The organism is Enterobacter sp. 200527-13 (assembly GCF_027924865.1).
Classification (GTDB): Bacteria; Pseudomonadota; Gammaproteobacteria; order Enterobacterales; family Enterobacteriaceae; genus Enterobacter; species Enterobacter ludwigii.
Genome location: NZ_BSCM01000009.1, coordinates 1 through 15,429, shown reverse-complemented (window position 1 = coordinate 15,429; position 15,429 = coordinate 1). Strand labels below are relative to the sequence as shown.

General features: G+C 56.7%; 14 protein-coding genes and 1 other RNA gene. 5 read left to right on the top strand and 10 right to left on the bottom strand.

What is annotated here, in order from left to right:
* Positions 1-3 precede the first annotated feature (3 nt).
* The 9 genes from malX to kbaZ form a co-directional block, all read right to left on the bottom strand.
* A complete protein-coding gene (gene malX / locus QMG44_RS20775; protein WP_020883553.1) occupies positions 4-1,575 on the bottom strand; it encodes a maltose/glucose-specific PTS transporter subunit IIBC in 1,572 nt (523 codons plus the stop codon).
* A 118-nt stretch (positions 1,576-1,693) separates the two neighbouring features.
* A complete protein-coding gene (gene kbaY, locus QMG44_RS20770) occupies positions 1,694-2,566 on the bottom strand; it encodes a tagatose-bisphosphate aldolase subunit KbaY (protein ID WP_014171757.1) in 873 nt (290 codons plus the stop codon).
* A gap of 12 nt (positions 2,567-2,578) precedes the next feature.
* Positions 2,579-3,727, bottom strand: a complete 1,149-nt coding sequence (locus tag QMG44_RS20765; RefSeq protein WP_086532072.1) for an SIS domain-containing protein — start codon at positions 3,725-3,727, stop codon at positions 2,579-2,581.
* 246 nt (positions 3,728-3,973) lie between these two features.
* Positions 3,974-5,107, bottom strand: a complete 1,134-nt coding sequence (gene nagA, locus QMG44_RS20760; protein WP_086532073.1) for an N-acetylglucosamine-6-phosphate deacetylase — start codon at positions 5,105-5,107, stop codon at positions 3,974-3,976.
* On the bottom strand, positions 5,104-5,538 hold the full coding sequence (gene agaF, locus QMG44_RS20755; RefSeq protein ID WP_020883557.1) for a PTS galactosamine/N-acetylgalactosamine transporter subunit IIA: 435 nt from the start codon (positions 5,536-5,538) through the stop codon (positions 5,104-5,106). The genes nagA and agaF overlap by 4 nt, the downstream gene beginning before the upstream one ends.
* Positions 5,539-5,553: 15 nt before the next feature.
* Positions 5,554-6,432 carry a PTS N-acetylgalactosamine transporter subunit IID gene (agaE, locus tag QMG44_RS20750; protein WP_025202940.1) on the bottom strand — a complete coding sequence of 293 codons (879 nt, stop codon included), beginning with the start codon at positions 6,430-6,432 and terminating at the stop codon, positions 5,554-5,556.
* Complete coding sequence (gene agaW / locus QMG44_RS20745) at positions 6,422-7,201, bottom strand: PTS N-acetylgalactosamine transporter subunit IIC (protein ID WP_020883559.1); 780 nt, start codon at positions 7,199-7,201, stop codon at positions 6,422-6,424. The genes agaE and agaW overlap by 11 nt, the downstream gene beginning before the upstream one ends.
* 10 nt (positions 7,202-7,211) lie before the next feature.
* Complete coding sequence (gene agaV, locus QMG44_RS20740) at positions 7,212-7,685, bottom strand: PTS N-acetylgalactosamine transporter subunit IIB (RefSeq protein WP_086532074.1); 474 nt, start codon at positions 7,683-7,685, stop codon at positions 7,212-7,214.
* A gap of 19 nt (positions 7,686-7,704) precedes the next feature.
* Positions 7,705-9,000, bottom strand: coding sequence for a tagatose-bisphosphate aldolase subunit KbaZ (kbaZ, locus tag QMG44_RS20735; RefSeq protein ID WP_232937751.1), 1,296 nt, complete (start codon positions 8,998-9,000; stop codon positions 7,705-7,707).
* 251 nt (positions 9,001-9,251) lie between these two features.
* Here kbaZ and QMG44_RS20730 point away from each other — a divergent pair, with 251 nt between their 5' ends.
* On the top strand, positions 9,252-10,061 hold the full coding sequence (locus QMG44_RS20730; protein ID WP_020883561.1) for a DeoR family transcriptional regulator: 810 nt from the start codon (positions 9,252-9,254) through the stop codon (positions 10,059-10,061).
* A gap of 35 nt (positions 10,062-10,096) precedes the next feature.
* Here the strand turns inward: QMG44_RS20730 and garD are convergent, their stop codons facing one another.
* Entirely contained in the window at positions 10,097-11,668 is a 1,572-nt protein-coding gene (gene garD, locus QMG44_RS20725) for a galactarate dehydratase (RefSeq protein WP_014171748.1), read from the bottom strand.
* 407 nt (positions 11,669-12,075) lie between these two features.
* On the opposite strand from garD, the gene garL reads away from it, so the two are divergent.
* From garL to rnpB, 4 genes are all read left to right on the top strand, one after another.
* On the top strand, positions 12,076-12,846 hold the full coding sequence (garL, locus tag QMG44_RS20720; protein ID WP_040018767.1) for a 2-dehydro-3-deoxyglucarate aldolase: 771 nt from the start codon (positions 12,076-12,078) through the stop codon (positions 12,844-12,846).
* Between the two features lie 21 nt (positions 12,847-12,867).
* The gene (gene garR, locus QMG44_RS20715) at positions 12,868-13,758 is read left to right on the top strand and encodes a 2-hydroxy-3-oxopropionate reductase (protein ID WP_086532076.1); all 891 of its coding nucleotides are present in this window, start codon (positions 12,868-12,870) and stop codon (positions 13,756-13,758) included.
* 60 nt (positions 13,759-13,818) lie between these two features.
* Positions 13,819-14,964 (top strand): glycerate 2-kinase, encoded by a 1,146-nt coding sequence (gene garK / locus QMG44_RS20710; protein ID WP_086532077.1) that lies wholly within the window; start codon positions 13,819-13,821, stop codon positions 14,962-14,964.
* Between the two features lie 32 nt (positions 14,965-14,996).
* An RNA gene (gene rnpB, locus QMG44_RS20705) (RNase P RNA component class A) lies at positions 14,997-15,375 on the top strand.
* Positions 15,376-15,429 lie beyond the last annotated feature (54 nt).

The window sequence follows — 15,429 nt, the reverse complement described above, 5'->3', positions numbered from 1 at the left end:
CTGTTAAATTAAGGCTTCAATGCCGGTTTTTACGCTTTGCACCTGCGGGCCGATGATCACCTGGACGCTGTGCGCATCCAGCACCACAACCGACAATGCACCGGCCTCTTTTAACGCCTGCTGGTCGATGAGACTCATGTCTTTCACCACCAGACGCAGCCGGGTAATGCAATTATCAAGCGACTCGATGTTCTCTTTACCGCCGAGCGCACGCAGGATAAGCCCATGATCGTATTTCGATTTTCCGCGTGCCCGGGTATTGGCCTCGACGGCCTGCTGTGCACCCTGGGTGTCCACTTCACGGCCCGGCGTTTTAATATCGTGTTTGAGGATGTACCAGCGGAAGACGAAGAAGTAGAGGGCAAACCAGGCAATGCCTACCGGGAATACCAGATACCATTTGGTCGACATCCCTTGCATGACCCCGAAGATAAGCAGGTCCAGAATGCCGCCGTCGGTGTTGCCGATGGTCACCCCCAGCAGAGCCATGACCATCAGGGCCAGGCCCGACATCACAATATGGAAGGCGTAAAGGGCAGGAGCGATAAACAGGAACAGGAATTCAATTGGCTCGGAGATCCCGGTGACGACGGAGACCAGCACGCCGGAGAGCAGCAGGCCTTTAATCACCGGGCGGTTTTCCGGGCGGGCCGTGCGATAGATGGCGTATGCCACCGCCGGTAAGCCGAAGATAAAGGTCGGCATAAAGCCCTGCGACAGGAACGCGGTAACGTGCGGGCTGAACGGCAGACCCGCTTTCAGTTCGGCGTAGAAAATGTTCAGCGCCCCGGCGACTTCATGACCATTGACCATTTCAATACCGCCCGCGGGCGTGAAGCGCACCATCGCCAGCAAAATATGGTGCAGGCCAAAGGGTTTGAGCAGTAGTACCCCCACGCCGTAGAGGAACGGGCCGAACACGCTGGTGCTCTGGATAATATGGCCAATCCCGGTAATGCCCAGCGCAACGTACTCCCACAGCAGGGGAATAAACAGCCCCACCAGTGAGAGGGTGAGGGCGGTGATAATCGGCACAAAACGAATGCCGCTAAAGAAGGCGAACGCGTCGTGTAAAACGGTGTCCTGAAAACGTTCGTGCAGGAAAAAGGTAATGACCCCAACCACGATACCGCCCAGCACACCCATCTCCAGGGTTTGAATGCCCAGCACCATCGATTGCCCGACTTGTCTCATGGAGGCGGCATCGGCAAGCTGGTGGGTCGCAATCAGGTAATAATTGATGCTCATGTTCATCAGCATATAGCCAACAAACCCGGCAAAAGCGCCCACTGCTTTGTTGCGTCTGGCCAGCCCCATTGGGATCGCCATGGCAAACATGAGGGGAAGATAGGTAAAGGCGAAGCCGCCAACCATGGCAATAAAGCCAAAGGTGAGCTGAGTTAATTCGCCGCCCAGAAAGGGGAAACTTTTGAGGGTGGAGGGGCTGGTAACAGAACTACCGATACCCAGCAATAACCCCATAAAGGCCAGAAGGGAGACCGGGAACATAAAGGTCTTTCCCAGGCTCTGAAAAAACTCCCACGCTTTCGATTTAAACGACTTTTCCTGTGTCATGTAGGGACTCCTCGGAATTATTTATCGTAATGGAAGGCGCTGTCTGGCTTAAGGACGCGCCTTCATATTTGCGAGGCTTATAGTTATTTTTGAGTTATTGATGTTCTATGCGATGAGATCAGGCTTCCGCCGGGAGCAGCAATCGATTCGCCGAGCCGCACACGGTGATTTTGCTTCTGACCACGTCTTTCATGGCATCCATGCCAACCCGCATGTAGAAACGCGGATCGTTGCCCTGCGGGTTCTCAGCAAACCAGGCCTTAACGGCGCCAGAGAACGCAATTTTTAGCTCGGTTGCCACGTTCACTTTGCAAACGCCCAGCTCTATGGTGCGGCGAACATCGTCATCCGGCACATCACTCGCCCCGTGCAGCACCAGCGGTACGCTCACCACGTCGCGGATTTCAGCCAGCCGCCGGAAGTCGATTTTCGGACGTTTGGTATAAAGACCGTGGGCGGTTCCGATGGCCACGGCCAGGCTGTCGACGCCGGTCAGCGCAACGAAGCGTTTCGCTTCCTGCGGGTCGGTCAGAAACGCGCTTTCAGCGTCCACGCTCATGTCATCCTCCACGCCGCCCAGGCGGCCCAGTTCGGCTTCAACGCTGCAATCGTTGAGGTGGCAGAAGTCGACCACTGATTTCACCAGCTTTACGTTTTGCTCAAACGGATAGTGGCTGCCGTCGATCATCGCGCTGCGCACTCCCGCGTTAACTTTGCGACGAATGTCGTCGAGCGATTCATGATGATCGAGGTGCAGCGCCAGCGGCATGTCGTAAGTGGTGGAGTACGCGCTGCACAGAGCGTAGATCTCTTCCAGGGCAATGTGCTTAAAGGTGCCCGGCGTGCCCGCGAGGATCACCGGCGATCGCATTTCACTACACACTTCGAGGATCGCCTGGATCGTCTCCGCGTTATGGATGTTGAACGCCGGTACGGCGTAGCCTTTCGCCTGGGCGTCCAGCAGAAGATATTTTGTCGAAATAATACTCATGATCGGATCCTCTTAAGCCTGCCACGGATGAATAACGACGCCCTGCACGACACGGTTAACCGTGCCGCTGGCGGACGGTGTATCCGGGGTATTGCCCACACGAAGTGACTGAGACAGGGCAAAGACCTGGGCGTACATCAGGAAGCAGAAAGCCTGCTCCATATCGATAAACGTGCGGGCAGGGGGCAGCAGGATATGCGGGCCAGCCTCAATGACCGGATCGGTTTCGGCGGCAATGGCCACCACGCGCATGGCCTGACGATCGCGGCGCAGCTCAGCAAGCAGATCCAGATCGTACTGCCGCGTATAGGGGTGGCTGGAGACAAACACGACCACCAGCGTTTCGCGATCCACCAGCGATTTAGGGCCATGACGGAAACCGGTTGGGGAATCGTAGAACGCCGCCAGCTTGCCTGCCGTCAGCTCCAGCACCTTCAGCGCCGATTCACGAGCGGCCCCCTGCAGCCCCCCGCTTCCCAGATAGACGATCCTTTTCCACGGATCGTTGCCAAAGACGCTCTGGCTGAAATCGCCCAGTGACGTGAGGATCGTCTGGCAGCGATCGGCCACATCTCGGAAGGTGTGGCTGTTGATCGTTTCCGGGGCGAAGACTGCCAGGCAGCTTGCCATCATGGTGGTAATGCTGCTGGTCATCGCGAACCCGCGATCGTGTGTTTCGGCAGGCATCAGCAGCGCATATGCGTTATCGCTGTTTACCGCGGTCTGATAAAGGCTTCCCGCCTCATTACAGGTGATCGACAGGTGGTAGCACTCCGGCACACACTGGTTTGCCAGTTCAACGGCGGCTACGCTTTCCGGACTATTGCCGGAACGGGCAAACGACACCAGCAGCAGCGGGTGTGCGGCGCTCAGGTAGTCCATCGGATTCGTGACCAGATCGGTCGTTGGTACGGCGGTAATGTTTTTCCCGGTGTGGCTGGCGAGCCAGGGCGCAATGATGTCGCCGATAAAGGCCGAGGTGCCTGCCCCCGTCAACACGATCCGTAGCTCGTGCTTGCGCAGCAGCGGCGTCAGGAAGTTATCGATCGACGCGCGCAGGTTATCGATATTGTTGAGTGAGCGGATCCAGCTGGCAGGTTGCTGGCGGATCTCTTCTTCGGTCCATGTGCCGGTGGTGGCGGTAGTGTTGGTTTCTGACATAACTCAGTCCTTAGTCGTGTGAATTCCACATCAGACGCTGGCAAACGTGTCGCTATCTTTCGTTTCGTTTCACTTGTTCACTTAAGCAGTTAAATAAAATCTATAGAAAAGAAATCGAAAGTTCAATGAAAGAAAAGAAATAAAACGAAAAGTGTGATCGGCAAAGAAAAGGCAATGATTAAGGAAAGGAAAAGAAAGACCTTGCGATCGCTTGCCGCAAGGCCCAATAACGAGATAATGAAAGGTCTAAAGGGGGAGAGCCAAACCCTGGATCCAGATCTGCTGAAGGTGGAAACCTTCATCCAGCGCAATCATATTGGCACGCTTGCCCGGTTTTAATGAACCGAGCTGGCGATCAATACCCAGCAAGCGGGCAGGGTGCAGCGAGGCCATATGGATCGCATCCGCTGGCGTTATTCCCGCCTGCGCCACCATATTGCGCACGGCGGCATCGAGAGACAGCGTGCTGCCTGCAAGCCCACCGGAAGCGGTGCGTACCACCCCACCGTGCATGTTGACCTCGTCGCCACATAGCCTGTAACGTCCGTCGGGCATCCCTGCGGCCTGCATGGCATCGGTAATCAGAACGATCCGCTCTTTGGCACAGCAGGCGCACAGCCGCAAAGCACCCGGGTGAACGTGATGCCCGTCGGCAATCAGTTCCAGCCATGCCCGCGGGTCCGTCAAGCCTGCACCGACCATACCGGGTTCACGATGATGGAGCCCGGTCATGCCGTTATAACAGTGCACCAGCCCATCAGCGCCCGCCTCAAAAGCGGCAAGCGTTTGATCGTACGTCGCGGCGCTGTGACCCAGCATGACCCGTATCCCACGCTGCGTAAGGTGGCGGATGGCCTGCAACGCACCGGGTTTCTCCGGTGCCAGAGCGACAACCCTGAGGGTGTGTCGCGATACTTCAATCAGCGAGTCCAGTTCGCTGACATCCAGTTCACGAAACAACGCCGGCGGATGTGCCCCTTTGTTCTGTGGCGTAAAATAGGGACCTTCAAGATAGCTGCCCAGTATCTGCGCGCCGGGACCCCCGGACATACAGCGCCGGGCGATGCGTGCGAGCGCCCGGTGGACAGTCTCCAGCGGTGCGGTGACGGTCGTCGGTAAAAAAGCCCCTGTGCCTTCACGCGCTTTATGCATCGCCAGCGTGTCCAGCACCTCTGGGGCATCATCCATCACGTCCACACCCGCGCCACCGTGAACGTGGGTATCAATATACGCCGGGCAAAGCTGGTCGGCATCCCGGGCATGCACGCCAGCTGGGATCGGCTCGATGGCGGTGATAATTCCGCTCTCCATGCGTAGCTGATGATCGTCCAGCCAGCCCTGCTCGGTCAGCAGACGACGCGCGCGCAGTACTTGGCTCATATCCCTTCCTCAGCGGGGGCTTCCTCACGACAGCGCCCCAGCTCATCCACCAGGCTGGTCAGGCCGCGATGCCCGCATTCCAGTGCCTGCAGACGAAAAGCTTCGCTGCTTAACCCGTCGCGCTCCAGTACCATCTCAAGTAACAGCTGCAGGTTTGTACCGGTAATCACTTCGCTGCCGGGTCTTTTCATGGCGAGTGTTGATGCCACCCGGAACGGCGTCCCCCCGAGCAGATCGGTGAGAAACACAATATCGTGCTGCCCGTCCAGTTCACTGACTGCCTGTTCAAGCTGCGCGGTCAGCCGCGCGGTGGTGGAGCTTTCAGGAAAATCGATGGCGATAAACTGCGGCTGCTCGCCGAGGATTTGTTTCATCGCCTGTTCAAGCCCACTGGCAAACCCGCCGTGACCCGTCAAAATAATGCCTAACATTGCGACCTCTTTGCTTTACAGGAAGTGACAGAACTTACCGACAACCCCCAGCACAACGGTGATACCGATCAGGCGCAGTGGGGTCCAGCCGCGACGAACCAGCCAGAACATGGTCAGGGTATAGACCAGCGGCAGGAAAGCGGGCATCAGTTTGTCGATAACATCGGCTTGCAGCTTGACCACCGCATCCCCGGCCTTGATTTCAAGCGTGGTGTTGAGACGTACGTAGGTTGCCACCAGCGCGCCAATGACCGTCATCCCCACGATGGAAGCCGCGTGGCCGACCTTTTTGGTATTGGCTTTAATCAGCGGGATGGCTGCCACACCCATCCGGTAGGCGTAATGTGCCAGGCCAAAACGCAGGCCAAGATGCACTACGTTAAACAGCACAATAAAGACCACCGCACCCAGTATGGAGCCTTGCAGGGCAAGGCTTGCGCCGATCCCGCCGCAAATTGGCAATAGCGTTAGCCAGAACATGGCATCGCCAATGCCGCCAAGCGGTGCCCCCACGGCGATCTTGGTGCTCTGGATACTGTTGACATCCTGCTTGGAGCGCTCCATCGCCAGGATGATCCCAATGACAAATGTCACCAGAAACGGATGCGTATTGAAGAAGCCCATATGGCCTTTCATGGCGCGGGCCAGATCCCGCTTGTTGGTATGGATCTTTTTCAGCGCGGGCAGCAAGCCATACAGCCAGCCGGAAGCCTGCATACGTTCATAGTTAAACGAGGCCTGCAGCAGCATCGAACGCCAGGCGACACGGTTAATATCCTTTTTCGTCAGCTCGGCACCAATATGTTGATCTTCATAGACGTTTTCATTCACGCCCGTGAGCAGCGTCTCTTCGTGGTCAGAAACGCCAGGCAGCGTAGTTTGATTAGATGCCATCTTCGAATTCCTCTTTCTGGGCTGCAGGTGTCGCCGGTTCAGGCGATTTACGCATCAGGTCAATCAGCGCCATTGCCAGCGCGGCCGCGGCAATCGCCAGCACCGGCAGTTTCAACCAGGCTGCGGCAACAAAGCCGATGATAAAGTAAGGGATATAGACGTTTTTCATCATGATTTTCAGCAATACGGCGAAGCCAATTGCGGGCATGATGCCGCCGGCGACGCCGAGGCCGTCAATCAGACGTTCCGGCAGCACATCAATGGCGGTTTTCGCGTGTTCAGCGCCAAAGTAGATCGGCAGGAAGGCACACAGAAAATAGAAGATACCGAGCGCCAGCAGTGCCAGATAGTTGACCCTTTCGATGCCGTTCGTGTCCGCATTGGCTGCCATGCGGTCACAGCGGGACATCACCCCGGACATGACGGAGAACAGGAAAGTGATCCCCATCTGTACCGCAACCGCAAACGGGACGGCGACCCCAACGGCGACATCCGGCTTCACACCGGTGCTGATCGCGAAAGTAGTGCCGACAATCGTGCCAATAATGACGTTTGGCGGTTGCGCGCCGGCCAGCGGAGCCAGCCCCATCCAGACCAGCTCCAGCGTACCGCCCGTTAAAATACCGGTGTGCAGATCGCCCAGAATGAGGCCAACCAGCGGCCCGAGCACCACCGGGCGGTGCATGTGTGTTAACCCGTTAAACATATCCAGGCCCGCGATAAAGGCGAGAATGCCCAGCGCGAATGCCTGCAAGAGACTAATTTCCATTGTGAATCCCTCAGAGCAGTTTAAAGAGATCCAAAGCAGTCTCAGTTGGAACACCCTGAACGAAGCATTCCACTCCGGTGGCTTTCAGGCCGTTAAATGCGGCGATATCGTTCGCATCGACAGAGACCGTTTTGGCAATTTGTTTTTTGCCACTGGCGTAATGCAGGTTTCCTACGTTGATACGGGTGATGGGCACGCCGCCTTCGACCAGCGTCAGAAAATCCGCGGGTGATTTGCAGACCAGCAGAATTTTCTGGCGCTCGGCAGCGCGATGAATGTTGTCGATCACTTTTTGCAGCGACCAGAAACGCACGGCGATCCCTTCTGCGAGCACCATTTCCATCAGGTTTTGTTGAACCGGATCCTCAGCGACTTCATCATTAGCGACCAGCACCAGGTTGGCCCCCGCAAACCCAACCCATTGCACACCTACCTGACCGTGGATCAGGCGTTCATCGATGCGGCATAAGACAATGTTTGGCATAGCGCTTTCCTCTTTTTAATTATGCGTTTTGAGTCGTTACGCCTTCGCAGGCGGCATGGTACTGCTGGAGTATGTCCTGAATGTGGTCGAGGATGAGGTCCCGTGGTGTCGACTTGAGAGCACCCTCGCGAACTTTGCTGTACTGCAACGGCAGGTACTGGCTGATCAGCGGCAGCGGGATCGGTTCGTCTGCCAGGTTGCGTACCAGTCGCGCAAAGGCTTCGTCGATCTGGCTGTCCGGCCAGTAATAGCGCACCCGATCGGAGTAGCTATACCCGCGTGCCAGGCGTCGCGCATTGCCATCACCGTGATAATGGCTTTGCCAGTATTCGGGGCGATCGAGCATCACGTTTTCCAGGACATGACGCAGGCCCGAACAGGCTTTTGCAGGCAGCAACTCTTCTTCAATGGCGGCCAGCGAGAACAACGCTTCACGCAGGGCAAAGGTCAGTGCCGGGCCAACTTTGAGGATGGCGAAGTGATCTTTCACCAGCTGGCGCAGCGCCTGCGGTGTCTGGTAGTCGGTAGAGTGCGCTTCAAATATCAGCGTGTCGTAAGCTTCAACCATATGGCTCAGGGCGACGGCGTTTTGGGGTTGATAGTCACACACATGTGCGTGGTCAAACTCAACGCCAGGCTGAACCACCAGGCCAATAATGCGTGGCCAGATGTCGCTTAACCCTTCTTTCTCGAACGCGTGGCGGTGAGCTTCAAGGGTGGCACGCGCGGCTTCTGGGGTCGTGACGGAAAGCTCGGTGAGCGTTTCATGCGCGCCGCCCGGAACCGGCACTTCCGTACCGATGACATAGACCAGGTCAGAGACATCAGCGTGCGCCAGGCTGGTTTTCTCCGCAATTTTCGCCAGGCGCGCCGCGCGTTCGGCAACGATGGCGTCGGTTAACGGTACTGGATCGTCTTCGCAGGACATGCTGCAGTCGAGGTGGATCTTTTTAAACCCGGCAGCGACATAGCTTCTGATCAGATCTTCGGCATTCGCCATCGCCTGCCGGGCAGGCAGGTTTTGCCAGCGGTTTGGCCCTAAATGATCGCCGCCGAGGATCAGTTGCGATGTCGGGAAACCAAGGGATTCCGCCAGCTTACAGACGAACCCGTGAAAATCGGCGGGTGTCATACCGGTGTAACCGCCAAATTGATCCACCTGATTAGAGGTGGCTTCAATCAGCAGCGGCGTGTGATGCAGTTGGGCGTAGCGAATTGCGGCTTCAAGTACCAGTGGATGTGCGGAACAAACGGCATAAATCCCGTTCGCATTCCCCCGTTTATGTTGTTCCACCATTTCTGTCAGATGTTTCACTTTCCTCTCCATTTCGGATGGTGATGGTTTTCATCTTTCGTTTTGTTTCATTTAATCCTGCATCATGGTGGTATAAAAATAAAACGAAAGATAATAGTTTTCCGATCTGTTTCACAAAAGAAACATAATGAAAGGTTTCAGCGACGAGAGAGTGCGCTGACTGGAAGCAGGCAGGGCTTGCATTCCCATAAAAGAAAGGCGTTAATAGACAAAACGAAATGAAACGAAAGACCATTTATTAAGGAGCTCGCATGAGCAGCACCGATTCATCCGCGGAGAAGCGCGTCACCGGCACCAGTGAAAGGCGAGAGCAGATCATTCAGCGGTTGCGGGCACAGGGAAGCGTGCAGGTTAACGATCTTTCTCATTTATATGGCGTTTCCACGGTGACGATCCGTAACGACCTGGCGTTTCTTGAGAAGCAGGGCATTGCCGTTCGTGCTTATGGCGGAGCGCTGATTTGTGAAGGCAATGCGCCTGGCACTGAACCCTCCGTGGAGGACAAAAGTTCGCTCAATACTGCAGTTAAGCGCAGTATCGCGCAGGCGGCCGCCGCGCTGGTGAAGCCGGGTCATCGCATCATTCTGGATTCCGGAACCACGACGTTTGAAATCGCCCGTATGCTGCGTCAGCACACGGATGTGATTGCAATGACCAACGGAATGAACGTGGCGAATGCATTACTGGAAGCGGAAGGGGTGGAGCTGCTGATGACCGGTGGGCACTTGCGCCGCCAGTCGCAATCCTTTTACGGCGATCAGGCTGAGCAGTCCTTACAGAATTACCACTTTGATCTGCTTTTTCTGGGGGTCGACGCCATAGACCTCGATCGCGGCGTCAGTACCCACAATGAAGATGAAGCCCGACTGAACCGACGGATGTGCGAGGTGGCAGAGCGTATTATCGTGGTCACTGACTCCAGCAAATTCAACCGTTCGAGCCTGCATAAAATCATCGATACCCAGAGAATCGACATGATTATCGTCGATGAAGGGATTCCGCCTGAGAGCCTGGAAGGGTTGCGTAAGAGCGGGATAGATGTAGTGTTGGTGAAGGGATAAGTTGCCCCCCTCTCTTTGGGAGAGGGGGAAAACGATCACGTCACCGGTGCCGGGTTAAACACCGCCAGCTGGTTATGTAACCCCCATTGATCGGAGAACGTCTTCTTACGGCCGCTTGCCACGTCCAGAATGAAGTGGAACAGCTTCCAGCCGACATCCTCAATACTCTCTTCGCCAGTGGCAATGGTGCCTGCGTTGATGTCCATTAGGTCATACCAGCGGTTTGCCAGCTCGGTACGGGTGGCCATTTTAATCACCGGTACCGCCATCAGCCCGTACGGCGTGCCGCGCCCGGTGGTAAAGACCTGCACCGTAATGCCGGATGCCACCTGCTGTGTGCCACAGACGAAGTCGCTGGCAGGGGTCGCGGCGTAAATCAGGCCGCGTCTGGTGGGGCGCTGGCCCGGGGAGAGCACTTCAACAATGGCGCTCTGGCCGGATTTGGCAATCGAGCCGAGGGCTTTTTCCACCACGTTCGCCAGACCGCCTTTTTTATTGCCCGGAGAGGGGTTGGCGCTGCGATCGGTTTGTCCCATGTCGAGATAGTTATCGTACCAGGCCATCTCCTCAAGCAGGCGTTTGCCCACCTCTTCATTGATGGCGCGTGGGGTGAGCAGATGGATGGCATCACGCACTTCGGTCACTTCGGAGAACATCACCGTGGCGCCACAACGGACAAACAGATCCGAGGCATAGCCCACCGCCGGGTTCGCCGTGACGCCTGAAAACGCATCGCTGCCGCCGCACTGAGTGCCTATCACCAGCTCTGACGCCGGGCAGGTCTCGCGCTGGCGCTGGTTCAGTTTTTCCAGATGGCGCTCCGCCACCTGAAGGATATCGTCAACCATTGAACGGAATCCGACGTGATGCGCATCCTGTAAACGAACAATGCTGGCCTCGTCGACCGGAATGGCATTCACATCTTCGGTGCCCTGCAGCAGACGCTCTGGCTGCAGCTTTTCGCAACCGAGACCAATGACCATCACTTCGCCACCGAAATTCGGGTTCAGCGCGATGTTATGGATGGTACGAATCGGTACCACGGCCGCCGGAGCATTGATGGCCACACCGCAGCCGTACAGATGGTTCAGACCTACCACGCCGTCGACATTCGGGTATTTCGGCAGCAGGTCGCGCTCAATGATTTTCACCACGTAATCCACCACGCCTGCCACACAGTGCACGCTGGTGGTGATACCGAGCAGATTCTTGGTGCCTACGCTGCCGTCCGCATTCCTGTACCCTTCGAATGTGTACCCTTCCAGCGGGGGCAGTGGCTCAGGAACCCGGGTGGCCAGGGGTAGCGTGTTCAGCGGCGGCGCTTCGGGTAGCTCAACCAGCGACTCCTCAATCCAGCTCCCCTGAGGAATAGCGCGAACCGCATACCCGATAACTTCGCCATACCGCACGATTTCACCGTGGGCCGGGATATCCACCAGGGCGACTTTATGCCCCTGCGGAATATGTTCAGTCAGCTCCAGCCCATCCGGAAAACGGGTTCCCGCTTTTAGACCGTTGTCGTTAACAATTATCGCCACATTATCCGTGTCGTGAACTTTGATATAGAACGCCGTCGGCGACGCTTGTCGAATTTCAATGTCGGCCATTGTTCAATATTCTCCAGCAAAATGTCTGATAGTAAATGCAGCCAGGGGATGTTTATTTTCTTATCGCAGAAATAAAGACGCGGCTTGAGTCAATAAAGAATGTCAGGAGACGAGATATCAAAATGTGATCCCGATCGCTCCTTAAAACCGGCGCAGATGCCACCCGGCCAGCAATGCCTGATTCTGTGCATCAGCGCCCATCGCATTGTGCATATGCTCAAAATATTATCAAAACACGACGCAATGCTTGAGCATTAAAACAATGTGCTGTCATGACGTGAGGATTATACTGAATGACGATTTTATAACGCCTAAATTAAGTCAGGAAATAAATATAACGCTGAGGCTGCGTCTGAAAATATAAATATGAACCTGAATAAGACTGCGGAATTAAAAAGGTAAACGTGATGAATAATGATATCTTCCCGAATAAGTTTAAAGCGGCCCTCGCGGCGCACCAGATCCAGATTGGTTGCTGGTCCGCGCTGGCAAGCCCCATCAGCACCGAAGTACTGGGCCTGGCCGGTTTCGACTGGCTGGTGCTGGACGGCGAACATGCGCCGAACGATATCAGCACCTTTATTCCGCAGTTAATGGCGCTCAAAGGGAGCCATAGCGCGCCGGTGGTTCGCGTCCCGACCAACGAGCCGGTAATCATCAAACGTCTGCTGGATATTGGGTTCTACAACTTCCTGATCCCGTTTGTGGAAACGGAAGAGCAGGCGGTGCAGGCCGTGGCGTCAACACGTTATCCGCCGGAAGGGATCCGCGGGGTCTCCGTTTCCCATCGTGCCAACATGTTTGGCACCGTCCCGGACTACTTCACACAGTCCAACAGCAACATCACCATCCTGGTACAGATTGAGAGCCAGCAGGGGGTCGATAACGTCGACGCTATCGCTGCCACCGACGGTGTGGATGGCATCTTCGTTGGCCCAAGCGATCTTGCTGCGGCATTCGGCCATCTGGGCAATGCGGGTCATCCGGAGGTGCAGCGCGCTATTCAGCACATCTTTGCCCGTGCCAACGCGCACGGCAAACCGTGCGGCATTCTGGCGCCGGTTGAGGCTGATGCCCGTCGCTATCTGGAGTGGGGCGCGACCTTCGTTGCCGTCGGTAGCGACCTCGGCGTATTCCGCTCGGCCACGCAGAAGTTAGCGGACGCCTTTAAAAAATAACCATCATTGAGGAAACGAATTATGACGCTGAAAGTGGGTTTTATTGGCCTTGGGATCATGGGTAAACCCATGAGTAAAAACCTCATCAAAGCAGGTTACTCCCTGGTGGTTGCAGACCATAATCCGCAAGCCGTGGCCGAGGTGATTGCCGCAGGCGCAGAAACCGCAACACACGCCAAAGCGATTGCTGAGCAGTGCGATGTCATTATCACCATGCTGCCAAACTCCCCGCATGTGAAAGAGGTGGCCCTGGGGGAGAACGGCATCATTGACGGTGCCAAACCCGGCCTGGTGGTGATTGACATGAGTTCTATCGCGCCGCTGGCAAGCCGTGAAATCAGTGAGGCGCTAAACGCGAAGGGCGTCGATATGCTGGATGCCCCGGTCAGCGGCGGAGAGCCCAAAGCCATCGACGGCACCCTGTCGGTGATGGTTGGCGGCGACAAAGCTGTTTTCGACAAATACTACGACCTGATGAAAGCCATGGCGGGATCCGTGGTGCATACCGGCGATATCGGGGCGGGTAACGTCACCAAGCTGGCAAACCAGGTGATTGTGGCGCTGAACATTGCCGCAATGTCGGAAGCGCTGACGCTGGCCACCAAAGCGGGCGTTAACCCTGATCTGGTGTATCAGGCGATCCGTGGCGGCCTGGCGGGCAGCACCGTGCTGGATGCTAAAGCGCCCATGGTGATGGATCGTAACTTCAAGCCCGGTTTTAGAATCGACCTGCACATTAAAGATCTGGCGAATGCCCTGGATACCTCCCACGGCGTGGGCGCGCAGCTGCCGCTGACCGCCGCCGTCATGGAGATGATGCAGGCCCTGCGCGCGGATGGTCTGGGCACTGCCGACCACAGCGCGATTGCGTGCTACTACGAAAAACTGGCGAAGGTGGAAGTCTCTCGCTAATAAAAACGGACGCGGGAACGCGTCCGCTATTTTTGCCGAGTGCGGTAACAGGCGACAACTATGAAAATCGTAATCGCGCCAGATTCCTGGAAAGAAAGCCTTTCTGCCTCCGGGGTTGCTCAGGCGATTGAAAAAGGATTTCGGGAAATTTTCCCCGACGCACTTTATGTTTCGGTGCCGGTTGCTGACGGCGGGGAAGGTACGGTTGACGCGTTGATCGCCGCCACCCAGGGCACAGAACAGCATGCCAGGGTCACGGGCCCGTTGGGTGAACAGGTAAACGCCCGCTGGGGCATGTCCGGCGATGGCCGCACGGCATTTATTGAGATGGCCGCCGCCAGCGGTCTGTCACTGGTCCCGGCCACCCAACGTAACCCGCTCGTCACCACGTCCCGGGGTACCGGGGAGCTTATTCTCAGCGCGCTGGATAAAGGTGCCCGACATATCATTATCGGCATTGGCGGCAGTGCCACCAACGACGGCGGCGCCGGAATGATGCAGGCGCTGGGGGCCACGCTCTGCGACGCCAACGGCACTGAAATGGGTTATGGCGGCGGCAGCCTGATGGCGCTCAACAGCGTCGATCTCTCCGGCCTCGACGCCAGGCTAAAAGATTGCACAATCCACGTCGCATGCGACGTCACGAATCCGCTGGTTGGCGAGAGAGGCGCTTCCCGTATCTTTGGCCCGCAAAAAGGGGCGACAGAGGAGATGATCCTCGCTCTCGACGCTAACCTCAGCCACTATGCCGATGTGATAAAAAAATCTCTGCGAATTGACGTGAAGCAGGTTCCCGGTGCGGGTGCCGCGGGGGGCATGGGGGCGGCCCTGATGGCCTTCCTCGGCGCGGAACTGAAGAGCGGTATTGAGATTGTCACCCAGGCACTTAACCTCGAAGAACATATTCACGACTGCACGCTGGTACTGACGGGCGAAGGGCGCATTGACAGCCAGAGCATTCAGGGCAAAGTGCCCGTCGGTATCGCCCGTATCGCCAAAAAATACCATAAGCCGGTGATCGGCATTGCCGGCAGTCTGACCCGGGATGTGGGGGTCGTGCATCAGTATGGCATCGACGCGGTATTCAGCGTGCTGAGCCGCGTCGAGTCGCTGGAAGAGGCTTACCGTGGGGCGTTTGACAATATTTACCGCGCCTCGCGCAATATCGCCGCCACTTTGCAGATAGGGATGCACACCCAAAGGTGACAGCGGGGCACAAACCCTCTATACTGCGCGCCGAAGCTGACCAGACAGTCGCCGCTTCGTCGTCGTCCCCTTTCGGGGGGAGACGGGCGGAGGGGAGGAAAGTCCGGGCTCCATAGGGCAGGGTGCCAGGTAACGCCTGGGGGGGAAACCCACGACCAGTGCAACAGAGAGCAAACCGCCGATGGCCCGCGCAAGCGGGATCAGGTAAGGGTGAAAGGGTGCGGTAAGAGCGCACCGCGCGGCTGGCAACAGTCCGTGGCACGGTAAACTCCACCCGGAGCAAGGCCAAATAGGGGTTCACATGGTACGGCCCGTACTGAACCCGGGTAGGCTGCTTGAGCCAGTGAGCGATTGCTGGCCTAGATGAATGACTGTCCACGACAGAACCCGGCTTATCGGTCAGCTTCACCTTCTTACAAAACCCCGCTACGGCGGGGTTTTTGCTATCTGCACTAAATGAGATGA

Coding starts and splice junctions, on each gene's coding strand:
- malX (WP_020883553.1), bottom strand. CDS start 1,575: ATGACACAGGAAAAGTCGTTTAAATCGAAAGCGTGGGAGTTTTTTCAG.
- kbaY (WP_014171757.1), bottom strand. CDS start 2,566: ATGAGTATTATTTCGACAAAATATCTTCTGCTGGACGCCCAGGCGAAA.
- QMG44_RS20765 (WP_086532072.1), bottom strand. CDS start 3,727: ATGTCAGAAACCAACACTACCGCCACCACCGGCACATGGACCGAAGAA.
- nagA (WP_086532073.1), bottom strand. CDS start 5,107: ATGAGCCAAGTACTGCGCGCGCGTCGTCTGCTGACCGAGCAGGGCTGG.
- agaF (WP_020883557.1), bottom strand. CDS start 5,538: ATGTTAGGCATTATTTTGACGGGTCACGGCGGGTTTGCCAGTGGGCTT.
- agaE (WP_025202940.1), bottom strand. CDS start 6,432: ATGGCATCTAATCAAACTACGCTGCCTGGCGTTTCTGACCACGAAGAG.
- agaW (WP_020883559.1), bottom strand. CDS start 7,201: ATGGAAATTAGTCTCTTGCAGGCATTCGCGCTGGGCATTCTCGCCTTT.
- agaV (WP_086532074.1), bottom strand. CDS start 7,685: ATGCCAAACATTGTCTTATGCCGCATCGATGAACGCCTGATCCACGGT.
- QMG44_RS20730 (WP_020883561.1), top strand. CDS start 9,252: ATGAGCAGCACCGATTCATCCGCGGAGAAGCGCGTCACCGGCACCAGT.
- garD (WP_014171748.1), bottom strand. CDS start 11,668: ATGGCCGACATTGAAATTCGACAAGCGTCGCCGACGGCGTTCTATATC.
- garL (WP_040018767.1), top strand. CDS start 12,076: ATGAATAATGATATCTTCCCGAATAAGTTTAAAGCGGCCCTCGCGGCG.
- garR (WP_086532076.1), top strand. CDS start 12,868: ATGACGCTGAAAGTGGGTTTTATTGGCCTTGGGATCATGGGTAAACCC.
- garK (WP_086532077.1), top strand. CDS start 13,819: ATGAAAATCGTAATCGCGCCAGATTCCTGGAAAGAAAGCCTTTCTGCC.